Below are 16,758 nucleotides of genomic sequence, written 5' to 3'. Positions count from 1 at the left end.
ATAGCTGTTCAAATATTTTTATAAATCCGTTAAATTATCTATATTTGATACGAATTTATCAAGAAAAAGCCTGAAACTCTTAAAATATCATTTTAAGTATTGTTTTTTTTACAAATTCGTAAAAACACCCAAAAAAAAATATAAAGTAAATAATTAAAGAATTATGGCAGAGAATTTAAATCGAATAGTTTACACTAAAACAGATGAAGCACCAGCTTTAGCAACTTATTCATTATTACCTATAGTTAGAAGGTTTACAAAATCAGCAGGAATTGATGTTGTTTCTGAAGATATTTCATTAGCAGGTAGAATCTTAGCCACCTTTGCAGACCAACTACCCGCTAACCAACAAGTAAAGGACGCCCTTAATCAATTAGGTCAATTAGCTAAAACACCCGAAGCAAATATTATAAAATTACCAAACATTAGCGCTTCTATACCTCAATTAACTGCAGCAATTAAAGAGTTACAATCTAAAGGCTATAACCTGCCAGATTATCCATTACAAGCCAATACCGAGGAAGAAATAGCCTTGCAAAGAAAATACGCAAAAGTCCTTGGTTCTGCAGTGAATCCTGTTCTACGGGAAGGTAATTCTGATCGTAGAGTGGCTGGACCTGTTAAAGAGTATGCACAAAATAATCCACACTCAATGGGGCAATGGTCTAAAGACTCTAAAACTCATGTGGCTCATATGCAAGCAGGCGATTTTTACGAAAGTGAACAATCGGTAGAAATGCAACAACAAGATGATGTAAAAATTCAACACACTTCAATTAACGGTAAAGTAACTGTCTTAAAAGAAAGTACAACTTTAGAAGAAAAGGAAATTATTGATGCTTCTAAAATGAGTGCTGCCCATTTACAATCTTTCTTAAAAGAGCAAGTTGAAGATGCCAAAGCTAAAAATGTTCTTTTTTCTGTACACTTAAAAGCAACTATGATGAAGGTTTCAGACCCCATTATTTTTGGTCATGCAGTAAAAGCTTATTACCAAGAGATTTTCGATAAATATCAATCAGAATTTAGTGAAATCGGCGTTAATCCAAATAACGGTTTAGGTGATGTTTATAGTAAAATAAGAAAATTACCAGAAGGAAAAGCTAGACAAATTGAAGCTGACATACAAGCGCTTTACAATGAAAAGCCAGACATAGCCATGGTAGATTCAGATCGAGGAATAACCAATTTGCACGTTCCTAGTGATGTAATTATTGATGCTTCCATGCCTGCAGCAATTAGAACTTCAGGTAAAATGTGGGATAAAGACGGCCAACAACAAGATATGAAAGCTATAATTCCAGACCGAAGCTATGCAGGAATGTATCAAGAAATAATTAATTTTTGTAGAGAAAATGGAGCTTTCGACCCAAGTACTATGGGGAATGTTTCAAACGTTGGTTTAATGGCTAAAAAAGCTGAAGAATATGGCTCCCATGATAAAACTTTTGAAATTCCCTCTAATGGAAAAGTAGAGGTAATTAACAAAGCCGGTGAGGTCCTGATGAGTCACGAAGTTCAAAAAGGTGACATTTGGCGTATGTGTCAAACTAAAAATTTACCCATTCAAGATTGGGTAAAATTAGCTGTTAATAGAGCGAAAGCTACAGGAAGTCCAGCTGTTTTTTGGTTGGATGAAAACCGTGCTCACGATAGAAATCTTATAGAGAAAGTAAAGCTATACCTCAAAGACCATTCTACAAATGGACTTGAAATTCACATCATGAATCCTGTTGAAGCTATGCGTTTTTCTTGTCAACGAGTTAAGGAAGGTAAAGATACCATTTCCGTAACAGGTAATGTGTTACGTGATTACCTTACCGACTTATTTCCTATTCTAGAATTGGGTACTTCGGCAAAAATGTTATCGATTGTTCCTTTATTAGCTGGAGGAGGTTTATTTGAAACAGGAGCAGGAGGCTCAGCACCTAAACATGTTCAACAATTTGTAAAAGAAGGGCATTTGCGCTGGGATTCATTAGGAGAGTTTTTAGCGCTTGCTGTATCTATAGAAGATATGGCCGAAAAAAGTAATAATGATAAAGCTAAATTAATAGCAAAAGCACTTAATAAGGCTAACTCTGCTTATTTAAGTAATAATAATTCGCCTTCTAGAAAAGTAAACGAATTAGATAACCGTGGGGCGCATTTTTATCTAGCTTTATATTGGGCTGAAGCACTGGCTAACCAAGAGGATAATAATGATTTGAAAGAAGAATTTTCTAAGGTCTATGAATATTTGTCAACAAATAAGGATGTAATTTTAAACGAATTAATTGAAGCACAAGGAAATCCAGTTGATATTGATGGTTATTTCTTGCCTGATGAACATAAAGTTACTTTGCAAATGAGACCGAGTAAAACGCTTAACTCAATTATTGGTTAGTTGGTAGTTTACTCATTAAATTTCAAAACTGTCTTAGGATGTTATTCTTAAGACAGTTTTTTGTTTGTTGAAACTAAATTACCTACATTTATGAAAAGAATTTTTAATGAAGAATATCCTTTTAATTTTTGCTAGTTTTTTATTATTGGTTTCTTGTTCAACTAAGCCCGATAAACCCAACTTGAATTTATCAAAGGAATTTAAAGATTATTGGTATGCTGGCGAGGCAGAAATATCGTACTACGAGCTGTCGATGAGTCGGTATGGTGAAAATAGAGAAGGAGAGATGTATTTGATTTTTGTAACGGAAGATTTTAATAATGAATTACAAGTGAAAACAGAACGTGAAATAAATTCTGCAGAAAGCCACTTCAAATTAAATTGGCACCAAAACTTTACTACAGGAATTTATGATTATGCAGTCATGCAAAGCACTTTCAAATCTTTGGCGACTGATAAAAATGCTTCTAAAATAGCAAGTAGCATCCAAGAATGGTGTGGCCAGTCTTATTTACAACTAAATTTGAAAGAAAAAGATTACCATGTATCTCTTCATTCTTATTTTGAAGCTTTGAACGATGATTATTTTGTAATTAATGATCATTATACAGAAAATCAGTTGCTTTTAGATTTAAGAATTAGTCCTGAATTAACTACTCAGCCTTCTAAAGTAATTCCTAATCTTGCCTTTTTACAGCTAAATAAAAAGGAAATAAAAGCTTATGCGGTAGAAATTAAACAATCTAACAAAAATGAATCAATACTTACCGAGCTTTATTTTTCTGAATTAGATAGAAACGTTAAAATTGAACAAGAACAAAACTTTCCTTTTCGAATTTTAAGTTGGGAGGAAACAGTAAATCAAGATGGAAATTCACAAATATCAAAAGCAAAATTAATTAATTCAATGAATATAGATTATTGGAACAAAAACAAAGAAAAAGATTTAATTTTGCGTGATTCTTTAAAACTCAAATGATGTTGTTCGATTTTTTTAAAAATAATTCAGATCAACTAATAATTACGATATTTCTAGTGCTTCTTTTGGTGATTATAAAATTTGCTGTAAAGAAAAGCACAAATAAAGTTGCTGAACTATCTGGTTATAATGTAGGTAGAACACGATTAATGTTCAAATATATTAACTTTGTTATTTCTTTTTTTGCTTTTTTTGCTTTGCTTTTAACTTGGGGAGTAAATCCTAAAGACGTAGCTTGGTTGTTTTCTTCAACTTTTGCTGTAATTGGTGTGGCCTTATTTGCAATTTGGTCGGTATTGAGTAATGTAACTTCTGGTGTAATTATGTTTTTTTCTTTTCCATTCAAAATTGGAGATAAAATAGAAATCCATGACAAAGATTTTCCAATTGTTGCTATAATAGAAGATATAAGAGCATTTCAGATTCATTTGAGAAATGATAAAAACGAATTAATTACTTATCCTAATAATTTGATTTTGCAAAAATCAGTAAAACTGCTTAGCAAAGAAGCTGAATTACTTGAAGAAAATTCTGCTTAATATTTTATATGCTTAAAAAGCTCATTGGTTTTTTAAAGATGCAATCCACATTCGGTTTTAGGATTGTTGTTCCATCTTCCAGAGCGATCTTCTCCAGGTACTGTACAATGTTTTCATCCAATTGAATGATAGCCCTTTTTAACTAATGGATGAAAAGGTAATTGGTGTTGATTTATAAACGAATCTCGTTCTTCTTTACTTACATCTAATAGCGGATAAAATTTTAAAATATCTTTGCGCTGTTCAAATATGTTCAAACTTGAGCGATGATCACTCTGCCATTTCATTAAGCCAGAAACCCACACATTATAATTAGCTTTTATTTTGTCTAAAGGTTTTACTTTGTTGATTTTACAGCAATAATCTGGGTTTTTATTCCAGGTTTGGTCTTTAGTGGTATAGTCATGTTCACTAGAAACAGCCCGAACCGACTTTACATTTAGTCCATAGGTTTGGGTAAGTTGTTTTTTATAAGCTAATGTGTCATCAAAATGATAACCCGTATCAATAAAATAAACAATCTGACTTGGTTTTACTTCAGAAAATAGCTTTAGTAAAAAAGCGGAGGTAGCCGCAAAACTACTGGTTAGCATAATTTCACTTGCTTTAAAGTCTGAGTATAAAGCTGAAATTCTCGATTTCAAATCTAAGGATTTATATTTTTTATTTAATGCTTCAAGCCTAGACTTGTCCATGCTTTTGAAAGGTACTTTTTGCATAGGTTTAATGCCAATTTAGTAAAATAGCTAAAATAAAAATACCTTGTGAACTTCACAAGGTATTTTATAAAAGTTGGTAAGGGTTGATAATTTATTTAACTTTCTCTACAATAGCTGTAAATGCTGCTGGGTTATTAACAGCTAAATCGGCTAAAACCTTACGGTTTAAGTCAATATTATTAGCTTTAATTTTTCCAATAAACTGTGAATAAGACATACCATTCATACGAGCGGCAGCATTAATTCTCACAATCCAAAGTGAGCGAAAGTTTCTCTTTTTATTTCTACGGTCTCTATAAGCATATAATAATCCTTTTTCCACCGCATTTTTGGCTACTGTCCAAACGTTTTTTCTACGTCCAAAGTAACCTTTTGCTTGCTTCATTACCTTTTTTCTTCTGGCTCTTGAAGCTACTGAATTTGTTGATCTAGGCATAATTTTTGAATTTTTGTAACAGGCAGTTGAATGTCAACATTTTTGGAGCCCGTTCCAGGGTTAATACTAAATTTAACCATTAAACTTCAATTACTTTAAACGTAATTGTTGTTTAATATTTGGTTCATCTGATTTGTGCACTAAGGTAGTATGCGTTAATTTGAGTTTTCTCTTTTTTGACTTTTTAGTCAAGATGTGACTTTTAAACGCATGCTTACGCTTTATTTTACCGCTTCCAGTAAGTTTAAAACGTTTTTTAGCACTCGACTTTGTTTTCATTTTAGGCATTTGATCTCCTTTTTGATTACCAACTTTTATTTTTTATCTTTAATTGGAGACATTAACATAATCATACGTTTTCCCTCCAATTTAGGCATTTGTTCTACTTTTCCTAAGTGTTCTAAATCTTGTGCTAAACGAAGCAAAAGAATTTGGCCTTGGTCTTTAAATACTATTGAACGTCCTTTAAAAAACACAAAAGCTTTCAGTTTTGCACCATCTTTCAAGAACTTTTCAGCATTCTTTTTCTTAAATTCATAATCATGGTCATCTGTATTAGGGCCAAACCTAATTTCTTTGATAACCACTTTTTGAGCATTTGCTTTAATGGCTTTTTCACGTTTCTTTTGTTCATAAAGAAACTTCTTATAATCCATTACTTTGGCTACGGGTGGATCAGCTTTTGGCGAAATCACTACTAAATCAAGTCCTTGTTCTTCGGCCACTTTAAGGCATTCTTTAGTAGGGTAAACACCCATTTCCACATTGTCACCCACAAGTCTTAATTTGGGGGCCTTAATCTTGTCGTTAATTCTGTGTTGATCCTCCTTAATTACTCTAGGAGAATGCTTTTTACGTCTTCTTATAGCTATGACTCTTAAATTTTAAAAATTAAACTTTAAATTTATTCAATGATGAACTTACTTCATCTTTAATCATCTTCGAAAATTCTTCTACAGTCATTGAACCTAAATCTTCTCCTCCGTGCTTTCTTACTGAAATTGTATTGGTTTCCACCTCTTTTTCTCCAATAATCAGCATAAATGGTATTTTGTTCATTTCTGCTTCCCGAATTTTTTTGCCCATAGTTTCACTTCTATGGTCTATTGCGGTGCGAATTTCGTTATTTTTAAGCGAACTTAAAACTTTTTTAGAATAATTTTCATATTTCTCACTGATTGATAACAATATAGCTTGCTCCGGAATTAACCAAAGTGGGAAATTTCCTCCTGTATGCTCTAGCAATATAGCTACAAATCTTTCTAGACTTCCAAACGGAGCACGATGAATCATAATTGGCCTGTGCATTTCGTTATCACTTCCTTTATATTCTAATTCAAATCGCTCAGGTAAGTTATAATCAACTTGTATAGTTCCTAACTGCCAACTTCTTCCTAAGGCATCCTTTACCATAAAATCTAGTTTTGGGCCATAAAAAGCAGCTTCTCCTGTTTCTACTTTGTAATTTAATCCCTTTTCTTTAGCTGCATTTATAATGGCCTCTTCTGCTTTTACCCAGTTTTCTTCTTTGCCTATATATTTTTCTTTGTTTTCTGGGTCTCTCAAGGATACTTGCGCTGTAAAATCACCAAATCCTAATGAATTAAATACGTATAATACTAAGTCGATTACCTTTGTAAATTCTTCATTAAGCTGATCTGGTGTGCAAAAAATATGGGCGTCGTCTTGTGTAAAACCTCTTACTCGTGTTAAGCCATGCAATTCACCACTTTGCTCATACCGATACACAGTTCCAAATTCGGCAAACCTTACGGGTAAATCTTTATAGCTCCAAGACTGCGATTTATAGATTTCACAATGATGGGGACAGTTCATGGGTTTTAATAAAAACTCTTCGCCTTCAGCAGGGGTATTAATAGGTTGAAAGCTATCTTCTCCATATTTTTCGTAATGTCCAGAACATACGTACAAATCTTTATTCCCAATATGCGGAGTGACTACGGGGTCATAACCTGCTTCACGTTGAGCATCGCGCATAAAAGCTTCAAGGCGTTCTCTTAAGAGCGCTCCTTTTGGGAGCCAAAGGGGTAATCCTTGACCAACTCGTTGAGAAAAAGTAAATAATTTTAATTCCTTTCCAAGCTTTCTGTGATCTCTTTTTTTAGCTTCTTCAAGTAGTTCTAAATATTCTTTAAGCATCTTTTGCTTAGGAAAAGAAACTCCATACACTCGGGTAAGTTGTGTATTGTTTTCGTCTCCACGCCAGTAAGCACCTGCAACGCTCATTAATTTTACTGCCTTTATTAACCCTGTGTTTGGAATATGACCACCTCTACATAAATCAGTGAAGTCGTCATGATCACAAAAAGTAATCTCGCCATCTTCAAGGTTTTTAATTAATTCTACCTTATAAGGGTTTTTATTTTCTTGGTAATAATTTAAGGCTTCTTTTTTGCTTACTTCACGTAAATTAAATTCGTGTTTGCCTCTAGCTAATTCAAGCATTTTCTTTTCAATCTTAGGGAAGTCAGTTTCAGAAATTTTCTGCCCCTCAGGATCAATATCATAATAAAATCCATTATCTACTGCAGGCCCAATGGTAAGTTTAATACCAGGGAAAAGTTTTAGAATAGCTTGTGCCATGAGGTGAGCAGAACTATGCCAGAAGGCTTTTTTTCCTTCATCATCTGTAAAGGTGAGTAAAACTAAACTTCCGTTTGTGGTAAGTGGAGTTGTGGTTTCTACAGTTTCGTTATTGAACTTAGCCGAAATTACATTTCTTGCTAGTCCAGCGCTTATACTCAAAGCTACGTCCATAGGAGTTACTCCAGATTCAAATTCTTTAACACTTCCGTCAGGTAGAGTAATATTAATCATAGGTAAATTGCTATTGAAAAAAAATTTTGGCAAAGGTACTCATATATTTTAACCTAGCTACTTCAAATGGTGCACGATTTTTATATTACTGAACAAGTTCAGTTAATTCTATTTGATTCAACTCTTCTGGAAAATTCATGGAATATTCTCCTTTTTTGTAGTACTTTATTCTAGCTATTTTAACTTCACCTATAGCCTGGTCTAGATTTTCTGTTTTATTGGTGTCGAAAAAATTCCAGGTAAGAGAAACAGGTATTCTGTTTACAGTAATGTATCGATTAAAATAGACTAATTGTTGTTTTTCAGTAAGGCTAAAACTCATTTCAATTGCCTTGAGCATATCTGTTCTAGCATCGGTCCAGCTTTTTACTTCATTGGGGGCGTATTGAAAGTCTGAATTGATTTGATTGATGGTTAAAACTTTAAAATTAGTAGCTAAAGCTTCTTTTTCTTGTTTTTCTAGATAGTTGTTTTCTTCGTTAAAAATCTGACTAAAAGCACCAAAAATAAAAGCCATATCTAAATAGACTTTTGCTTCTTTGGCTTTTATTGAAACTTCATTTGCACTAAAAAATTCATTCCCCATGTAAAATAAATCTCCGTATTTTTTACTCGAAAATTGAATTTCAGAATAATTCGTGGCTTTTATTATTTTTACTTGGTCTTGAAAATCAGGAAGTTGTATGTCTAACTCAAAACCTACAAAGGCTTCTTCTTTATAAAGTAAAGTTTTGTGTATTTCAGCAACATGATTAGCATACCTTTGCTCACTAGATTTCCTTTTAACAATCTCACTGTGCTGCGATTCTTTTTCTTTCTTTTCGTTGTTTGCTTGTTCTTTGCACCCACTAGTTGTAAGCAGAAGGATTAAGCATAAAATGAAATAGTTGTATAAAGATTTTTGGTTCATTGCCTTATATTTTCTGTGGTAAAAATAGGTAAATAAATTTTGTTAGCAATTGTTCTATCTACTAAGTTGAATTAGTTGCTATTATTCAACTTAACTTTCTTCAATTTCATTTAACAACTCGGTAAACGCAAGTTCAACCAATTTTCTTTCTTTTACTCCAATTTTTACTTCATTTAATTTTTTATCAAAAACTTCTTTAGCTTGTAATTCTTCTAACTGCTGGCTTTTAGCTTCTGTATCTCCAAGTTGGTTTTGTACTTCCTCAAAATAAATGCGATGCTTTACAATTTCAAATTTTGGTTCATTAAAACCTTCAATTAATTCGTTTAATTTAAAAGTAAGCGAAGGTTGATAAGCTTTTTCAGTAAGTTCAATTTCTATTAAATTTTTTAGTTTTGAAGGTTCGGGTAAGGTTTTAAGCTGGTTTTTAACGCTTTCAAAACTACCCTTAATTTTAATTAATTTTCTAAATGAAGGTATTGGTATTGAAATAGGTTGAAAGCCTTGTTTAGTGTCTAACATCAATACACGTTTTTGGTCTTTCCTCTCACTAAAAGAAAGTTGAATGGGAGAGCCGCTGTAATAAATAGGGGTGTTTGACTTTACTTGTTGTGGTTGATGAATATGTCCTAAAGCAATATAATTAAAATAGTCGCCAAATTGACTAGCTTCAATGCCAGCTTGATTACCAATTTGGATATCGCGTTCACTTTCTGAAGTTGATACGCCTTTTGCAAATAAATGGCCCATAGCAATACAAGGAACAGAGGAGTATTTTTCTTTAGCTAATTTAGCTAAGTTATTAAAATGAAGGCTAATACCTTGTTTTAAGCGCTCTAATCGTTCTTCGTAATTTTTGGCTATTTCTTGGTGTTGGATATCTGTATTTCTTAGGTAAGGAACAGCAGCTACCACTAATTTTACATTACCTGTTTGGTCGGTAATAGGAATTAATGCTTCAATAGGATTTTCTGGCATGCCCCCAATTATATGGATATTCATTTCGGCAAGTAGTTTTTTTGGGGCGTTGAGCATTGAAGGTGAATCGTGATTTCCTCCGGTAATAATCAGTTGAATACCTAGTGATTTTAATTTGAGTAAACTTTGGTAATACTGTGTTTTTGCTTCATGCGAAGGATTGGCCAAATCAAACACATCTCCAGAAACTAAAACCAAGTCAATTTTGTTTTCTTGAATGCACTTAACTAACCAATCAATAAAATAATCAAAATCTGAAAATAAATCTTGTTTGTGAAGCTTTTTACCTATATGCCAATCGGCTGTGTGAAGTATTTTCATACGAAGATATTTGAAGCTAATTTAAGCATACTTAACCAGAAAAGCTACTTCAGTTTTTTGAATTTTTGAATTTTTTTCTTTAGATTGATTAAAATGGAACTTCATCGTCATTTTCTGAAGGCTTATTGGGTTCGCCAAACACTTCGTTTGCATCAGGAAATGGAGACGAATCGTCGTCATTGATAGAAGATCCAATCTCAAATGTATTATCAAAGGTGTCTAAGTTATCAAATCTACCTAGGTGACCAATAAATTTAAGTCGAATATTATCTAAGCCACCATTTCTGTGTTTAGCCACAATAAACTCTCCTTGACCTTCAGTAGGACTCCCTTCTTCATCATCCCATTCTTGGATGTCGTAATATTCTGGTCGGTAAATAAAAGACACAATATCGGCATCTTGTTCAATAGCTCCAGATTCACGTAAATCGCTTAAAAGAGGTCTTTTTGTCCCACCTCTTGTTTCAACTGCTCTTGAAAGCTGTGAAAGGGCAATTACAGGAACATTTAGTTCTTTAGCTAAAGCCTTTAAATTTCTTGAAATAGAAGAGATTTCTTGTTCTCTGTTTCCAGATTTATTACTTCCTCCACCTGTCATTAATTGCAAATAATCAATCACAATCAACTGAATTCCAAACTGAGAAGATAGTCGCCTTGCCTTTGCTCTTAAATCAAAAATAGACAAGGAAGGGGTATCGTCAATATAAAGAGGGGCTTGCTCTAGTGCTTTTACTTTCACATTAAGTTGTTCCCATTCGTGTTTTTCAAGATTACCTGTTCTAAGTTTTTCTGAAGATAAGCCTGTTTCAGAAGAGATAAGACGTGTAATTAATTGCACAGATGACATTTCAAGCGAAAAGAAAGCCACCGGTATGTTGTGTCCTACTGAAATATTTCTTGCCATGGATAGGGTAAGTGCCGTTTTACCCATACCTGGACGGGCTGCAACAATAATTAAGTCGGAAGGTTGCCAGCCAGAAGTTAATTCATCTAGTTTGTCAAATCCAGAGGGAATGCCACTTAATCCTTCTTTATTTGAGATCTCTTCAATCTGTTTTAAAGCTTGGGTAACCAAAGATTGAGCAGTTTCTGAAGATTTTTTGATGTTTCCTTGGGTAACTTCATAAAGTTTGGATTCGGCATGGTCAAGTAAATCAAAAACATCTGCTCCTTCATCGTAAGCTTCTTCAATAATTTCGTTAGAAATTTTAATGAGGCTTCGTTGTATAAATTTTTGTAAAATGATTCTACAATGAAATTCAATATGAGCTGAACTAGAGACCTTTTGGGTAAGTTGAATCAGGTAATATTCACCACCAACTAATTCTAATTTTTTTTCTTTCTTAAGCTGTGCTGCAACTGTTAACAAGTCAATAGGTTGACCATCTTGAAAAAGAAAGTGTATGGCTTCAAAAATATTTTTATGCGCATCTTTATAGAAGGCTTCTGGGCTTAAAATATCAATGGCTTCATCAATGCCTTTTTTGTCGATCATCATAGCGCCTAGAACAACTTCTTCAATATCAACAGCTTGAGGGGGTATTTTCCCTTTTTGAAGATTGATTACATTGCCTTGATTTGGGGTATTCTTTAATGTAGATTTTTGACTTTCCATGCGTGCGAAGGTATAAATAAGACTTGGATATTTGTGTTAAAAACACCTTTAGGCTTATTCACATTTCTGACTTAAATTTTGTTTATATTATGTTGATAACTTGTTTATAGTCTGTTGATTAAAATTAATAAATAGACTAGACTTAGTTATTCTTATTAGTTTTTATTTAAATTTATGGCCTTTGGGCTTATTCATTATATACACCCATTTCTGTGAATTTGTCCATACGTTGGTTAATAAGTTCTTTAGGAGAAAGAGCTTTTAGTTCTTCGTAGGTTTTAGCAATTGTTTTGCTTACGGTGTCAAAAGTTTTTTGACGGTCGGCGTGAGCGCCACCAACGGGTTCCTTAATAATTTTATCAATTAGTTTTTGTTTTTTCATGTCTTTAGCTGTAAGCTTAAGTGCGTCAGCAGCAATTTGTTTTTGCTCCCAGCTTCTCCATAAAATAGATGAACAGGATTCTGGTGAAATAACCGAATACCAAGTGTTTTCAAGCATGAATACACGATCACCAACCCCTATTCCTAGGGCTCCACCGCTAGCTCCTTCGCCAATAATCATTGTAATAATAGGCACCTTTACTTTAGCCATTTCGTAGATGTTTCTAGCAATAGCTTCTCCTTGTCCTCGCTCTTCGGCTTCCAATCCTGGGTAAGCACCAGGGGTGTCGATTAAGGTAACAATAGGAACACCGAATTTTTCAGCCATCTTCATCAACCGCAATGCTTTCCTGTAGCCTTCAGGACTCGCCATTCCAAAATTACGGTATTGCCTGGTTTTTGTGTTATAGCCTTTTTGCTGACCAATAAACATATAGCTTTGGTTGCCAATCTTACCTAAACCACCCACCATTGCTTTGTCATCACCAAAATTACGATCGCCATGTAACTCCAAAAAGGTGTCACCACAAATGGCATTAATATAATCCATGGTATAAGGACGATTGGGGTGTCTAGACATTTGCACCCGTTGCCAAGGGGTTAAATGGGTGTATATTTCCTTCCTTTTAGCTTCTAGCTTATCTTTAATTTGCTGGCAAGTTTCACTCACATCTACATCATTATCTTCGCCTAACTTACAAGCTTTATTGTATTGGTCTTGCAGTTCTTTTAATGGTAATTCAAACTCTAAATACTCCATTTTTTAAAAGGGGTTTGTTACAAATGAACTTACAAATATAAAAGTTAGATTTTAAGTTGAATTAAAAAGTAGGTTTTTATTTTAAATATTTTTTTCCTTCTTTCCTATTCAAAAAACAAATCTTTGGAATCAATTTTATAGATAAGCTTAACTTAGGTTCACTTTTTAAGTTTTCCTTTTTTGAAAGCTTTGATTAATTCAAAATCTTATAACATAAAAATAGAGTAGCTTTTAAACAGTAAGTTTTTTCAATTAATACCAGTTGTTATTTGAAATTACTGTAAAAGAAAATAGCCTGTCCCGACCGTTTCGAGAAAGATTTTTTTCTTAATGTAAATTAGAAAAATCAAGCATAGCTGTAGCTATGGTTTCTTTTTATAATGAAGGACAAAGGGAAAAAGGGTGTTTTATTGCGGTGATTTCAATTGATAAGTGGTATAATACAGCTCTTATCTCTAAACAGGTTTAGTTATCTAATAATACTGATAATTCATTCATTCATTCTTCTTCTTTGAAGTGCTTATTTCTACTAGAAATGCTTTATACTTTTTTTGAAAATTCGAAAAAAAGTATAAAGCAATCAGGTTTAAACTTTACCTTTTTAAAGTAAAATTAGATTTAAAAGTGTTTTTATTACCTGTTCTAGGACTAATGTATTCTACTTTGAACCAATAATCATTGCTAGTCATAGGTTTTCCGTTGTATGTTCCGTCCCAGCCTTCGCCAGATGGTTTGATTTGTTTTAATAACTTGCCGTAACGGTCAAAAATGTAAATATTGGCTTCAGGTTGATTTTCTAATCCAACCACATTCCAGGTATCGTTGAATCCATCATTATTTGGAGTGAAGAATTTAGGATAATCAATTAAGTTTACATTTCTTATTTCTTCTCCACATCCATTTCTGTCTCTACCAATAACGCTTATTTGACCAATTTCAAGTCCTGAAACAATAATTTGTTCTTGGTTGTTTTGAGGTATCCAAGCCCCACCATCTACAGCAAACTCATAATCTCCTGAACCTTGAATATTCACAATTTCTATAGTATGGTCTCCATCAAACGGAGAACTTAATGCATTAACTTCAAAAAGCGGTGCAGAGCTTTCAATTATTTCTGCTTGCGAGGTTTTAAAACAATCTGTTTTTAAACTGTAGGCAGTATCTGTAACTTCAACTTCATAAAGTCCTGGCATAAAAGCTATTAAAGAACTGCTTGTTTCATCATTTAATTCTTCACCATCTAAAAACCAAACAAACTCATAATCTACATCATCTAAGCCGGTATCTAAAATGGGTAAATTATCAGGGTCTGTTAATTCACCAGTTAATGGATCCACACAAATAGAGGCTCCATCCATATTACCAATAGCTGCTAGAGGCAATGGATGAACATGAAATTCAAACTCTACAAATGTAAATGAAGCACATCCGTTTGTTAAATCAACTACATCTGCAATTAAGAGTTGGGGGTTTTCAGTATTTTGGAAAGAAGTAGGGTCATTGATAAAGTTGCCCGCCAAGTAATCTTCTTCGCTTGCGTAATACCTTACTTCGGTAGTTGGGTCTCCAAAGTCAGGGTTAATTTCCTCATCTTTTTGTGTTAAATCGAAAGTAGCTACTTCGTTGTCTTGCTCTTGTGCATCACTTGGATCGGCACATACATATTCGTAGCTAGCCGTTAATTCAATATTAGGTCTAGGTTCCACGCTGATGGTGAAACTATTATTTTCAAGCGGGCTACATCTACCCTCAACCGACTCAATGCGTACAAAAATTTCTTGTGGGTTAGTGAAGTTGGTAAAGTTCTGTGGGACTGCAATTTGCTGAACTCCTGCTTCGGCATCTGCTGCGGTCAGATGGTAAGTAATTTCAACTTCGCTTGGATTCTGTTCACCAAGAATTAAAACTTCGTTTACTGTTAAATCAAATGCCGTAAATCCATTTGGAGAATCATCATCACAAGACACTATATCCTCTAAGTCAGTTACACTTGGACTTGGTTCAACAATTAAATCTAAAGGTCTAACCACAAAACAGTTGGTGTCTAATTGATTTGAATTTCCAGTATTTGAAGCCCGTACAAATAAAGTTTGGGTAAATGGATTTTCATTTTCGAACAAGACGCTGTTACCCGCATCATCAAAAATAGGTATTGGGTTGGTGTTGTTGATGGCTTGTTGTTCGGTTTCGTGGAAACTGATTTCAGCTTCAACTTCATTAGCTAAAATATCTTCTATTGCAGCAGCTAAATCAAATTGTGCAAAACCATTATCGCCTGGATCACATTCCACAAGGGGTTCTGGTTCTGGTATAGTAGGGTTAGGGCTAACTACTAAAGTTAAGTTTGTAGTTGTAGAACAAGCTGTTTGAGCCGATTCAATGGCGACAAAAACACTTTGTGGATTAACCGTATTGGTATAGTCTTCAGGATTTTCAATAGTATTTCCAGCTTCAAATTCATCTTCGTTTAAATAAAAGCTGACTTCTAAATTAGCATTGTTATTGGTGATTTCTGGAATTTTTGAATTCAGGTCAAAACTCGCAAACTGACCACTCACCCCAGAAGTATCATCTTTACAAACCGCTAGGAGGGTAGGAGGGGTGAAATCGGGTAAAGGATTTACACGCAAAGTGATGGCTTCAAGGCTAAAACAATCAATAGGACTTTCTGAATTAGTAACTCTCACATAAACCGTTTGCTCTAAATTATCTTGGTTGGTTTGACTTAAATACGAATCAGGATTGTTAATTAGGTTTGCAGTTGTTTCATTGATTGCGGAATCTTCATTGATGTAATAATCAATATTTATATTATCAGAGTCTGTAACATTCATTAAAAGTTGTTCTTCAGCTTCAGTAATATCAAAAACCTGCGCAAAATTAGTATCACTTATGGCACAAGCTTCAAGAACACTTACTTCTTGAGTTTGAGGCGTATCATAAGTTATTAATTCTACGGTGGTAAATTGAGTACATCCGGACTCAGCATCTTCTATTCTCACCCAAATGGTTTGTACGTCATCAGTAACATTTTGAAAAGGAGAGGCAAGTGGTGAATTGCCTGAGGCTGCATCTTCTTCAGTTAAATGGAAGCTAATTTCTACTTCTAAGTCTAAGAAATTAATAATTGGAATTAGCGCATCTAAATCAAATTCACTTGAGAAGTTATCGTTATTGGTATCACACTCTTCCAATGGGTCTAAGTCCAAGTTAACAGTAGCTGGTTGAACAGCTTCAATAGTAAATTGGTCTATTTCAAAACATTCTTGGTCAAAATCTAAAGCCGTTGGGTTGTCAATTCTAACCCAAATACTTTCGTCTTCCGCTTCATACTCAGAAGGTTCTGCGATAGGATTAACTCCGTTATTTGCGTCTTCTTCAGAGGTAAAATAAGCAATTGAATAATCTACAGTTTCTTGATTGCCACCTAAGATTAATCCATTTTGTTGGGTTAAATCAAAAGTAAAGGTTTCACTACCATCAGTTATACATTCTACCAAGTCGGGCAGTGGGTTAGCAATTTCAACATTAAATAGTCTAAGTTCAAAGGAGGATAAATTGATACATTCTTCTTCTTCCCCAATTAATTGAACTCGAACAAAAATTGTTTGTTGATCAATGCCGATGGGTAGCGAGTAATTAACGAGATCATTTAAAGGATTCTGGTTATTTATAGCTTCTTGTTCAGTCAAATGATAGGTTATGCTATCTATTTCATCTTCATCATTAAAATCAAAAATATTTAAGGTATTTGTGTTTAAGTTAAAATTCTGATTGAAAGTAAAATCACCACATTGATTTAAATCTTGAATACCTTCAAAATTAATACTTTCGTATAGAATTAAATCAAACTGAGCAACTTCATAGCAATCAGGATTTTCATTATTTTGAATTCT

Annotated in this window: 13 protein-coding genes; 3 read left to right on the top strand and 10 right to left on the bottom strand. The window is 33.7% G+C overall.

The genetic code is table 11. The features are described 5' to 3' along the window. Window positions 1-163 precede the first annotated feature (163 nt). The 3 genes from G7034_RS03480 (at window position 164) to G7034_RS03470 (ending at window position 3,904) form a co-directional block, all read left to right on the top strand. Complete coding sequence (locus G7034_RS03480; protein ID WP_166399575.1) at window positions 164-2,386, top strand: NADP-dependent isocitrate dehydrogenase; 2,223 nt, start codon at window positions 164-166, stop codon at window positions 2,384-2,386. A 106-nt stretch (window positions 2,387-2,492) separates the two neighbouring features. After that, window positions 2,493-3,365: a septum formation inhibitor Maf gene (locus G7034_RS03475; protein ID WP_166399574.1), complete on the top strand. Its 873-nt coding sequence runs from the start codon at window positions 2,493-2,495 to the stop codon at window positions 3,363-3,365. Beyond that, window positions 3,365-3,904 (top strand): mechanosensitive ion channel domain-containing protein, encoded by a 540-nt coding sequence (locus G7034_RS03470; protein ID WP_166399573.1) that lies wholly within the window; start codon window positions 3,365-3,367, stop codon window positions 3,902-3,904. The genes G7034_RS03475 and G7034_RS03470 overlap by 1 nt, the downstream gene beginning before the upstream one ends. Before the next feature lie 113 nt (window positions 3,905-4,017). On the opposite strand, the gene G7034_RS03465 is transcribed toward G7034_RS03470, so the two are convergent. From G7034_RS03465 to G7034_RS03420, 10 genes are all read right to left on the bottom strand, one after another. Beyond that, window positions 4,018-4,623, bottom strand: coding sequence for a phosphoadenylyl-sulfate reductase (locus tag G7034_RS03465; RefSeq protein ID WP_246166736.1), 606 nt, complete (start codon window positions 4,621-4,623; stop codon window positions 4,018-4,020). A 91-nt stretch (window positions 4,624-4,714) separates the two neighbouring features. Next, window positions 4,715-5,059 carry a 50S ribosomal protein L20 gene (rplT, locus tag G7034_RS03460; RefSeq protein WP_166399572.1) on the bottom strand — a complete coding sequence of 115 codons (345 nt, stop codon included), beginning with the start codon at window positions 5,057-5,059 and terminating at the stop codon, window positions 4,715-4,717. Window positions 5,060-5,149: 90 nt separating this feature from the next. Beyond that, window positions 5,150-5,347: a 50S ribosomal protein L35 gene (gene rpmI, locus G7034_RS03455; protein ID WP_166399571.1), complete on the bottom strand. Its 198-nt coding sequence runs from the start codon at window positions 5,345-5,347 to the stop codon at window positions 5,150-5,152. A 26-nt stretch (window positions 5,348-5,373) separates the two neighbouring features. Then, on the bottom strand, window positions 5,374-5,892 hold the full coding sequence (infC, locus tag G7034_RS03450) for a translation initiation factor IF-3 (protein WP_394351933.1): 519 nt from the start codon (window positions 5,890-5,892) through the stop codon (window positions 5,374-5,376). Between the two features lie 58 nt (window positions 5,893-5,950). Next, entirely contained in the window at window positions 5,951-7,897 is a 1,947-nt protein-coding gene (thrS, locus tag G7034_RS03445; protein ID WP_166399570.1) for a threonine--tRNA ligase, read from the bottom strand. 85 nt (window positions 7,898-7,982) lie between these two features. Further along, window positions 7,983-8,807, bottom strand: coding sequence for a hypothetical protein (locus G7034_RS03440; protein WP_166399569.1), 825 nt, complete (start codon window positions 8,805-8,807; stop codon window positions 7,983-7,985). 90 nt (window positions 8,808-8,897) lie between these two features. Continuing rightward, a complete protein-coding gene (locus G7034_RS03435; RefSeq protein ID WP_166399568.1) occupies window positions 8,898-10,106 on the bottom strand; it encodes an exonuclease SbcCD subunit D C-terminal domain-containing protein in 1,209 nt (402 codons plus the stop codon). A gap of 88 nt (window positions 10,107-10,194) precedes the next feature. Further along, a complete protein-coding gene (dnaB, locus tag G7034_RS03430) occupies window positions 10,195-11,721 on the bottom strand; it encodes a replicative DNA helicase (RefSeq protein WP_166399567.1) in 1,527 nt (508 codons plus the stop codon). Window positions 11,722-11,908: 187 nt separating this feature from the next. After that, window positions 11,909-12,862 carry an acetyl-CoA carboxylase carboxyltransferase subunit alpha gene (locus G7034_RS03425; protein WP_166399566.1) on the bottom strand — a complete coding sequence of 318 codons (954 nt, stop codon included), beginning with the start codon at window positions 12,860-12,862 and terminating at the stop codon, window positions 11,909-11,911. Window positions 12,863-13,455: 593 nt separating this feature from the next. Beyond that, window positions 13,456-16,758: T9SS type B sorting domain-containing protein (locus G7034_RS03420; RefSeq protein WP_166399565.1), on the bottom strand; the 3,303-nt coding region annotated here is incomplete at its 5' end.

This window comes from Psychroflexus maritimus, assembly GCF_011089875.1.
In the GTDB taxonomy this organism is placed as follows: domain Bacteria; phylum Bacteroidota; class Bacteroidia; order Flavobacteriales; family Flavobacteriaceae; genus Psychroflexus; species Psychroflexus maritimus.
Note: the sequence above shows the minus strand (reverse complement) of the source record. Positions and strands in the feature narration are given on the sequence as shown.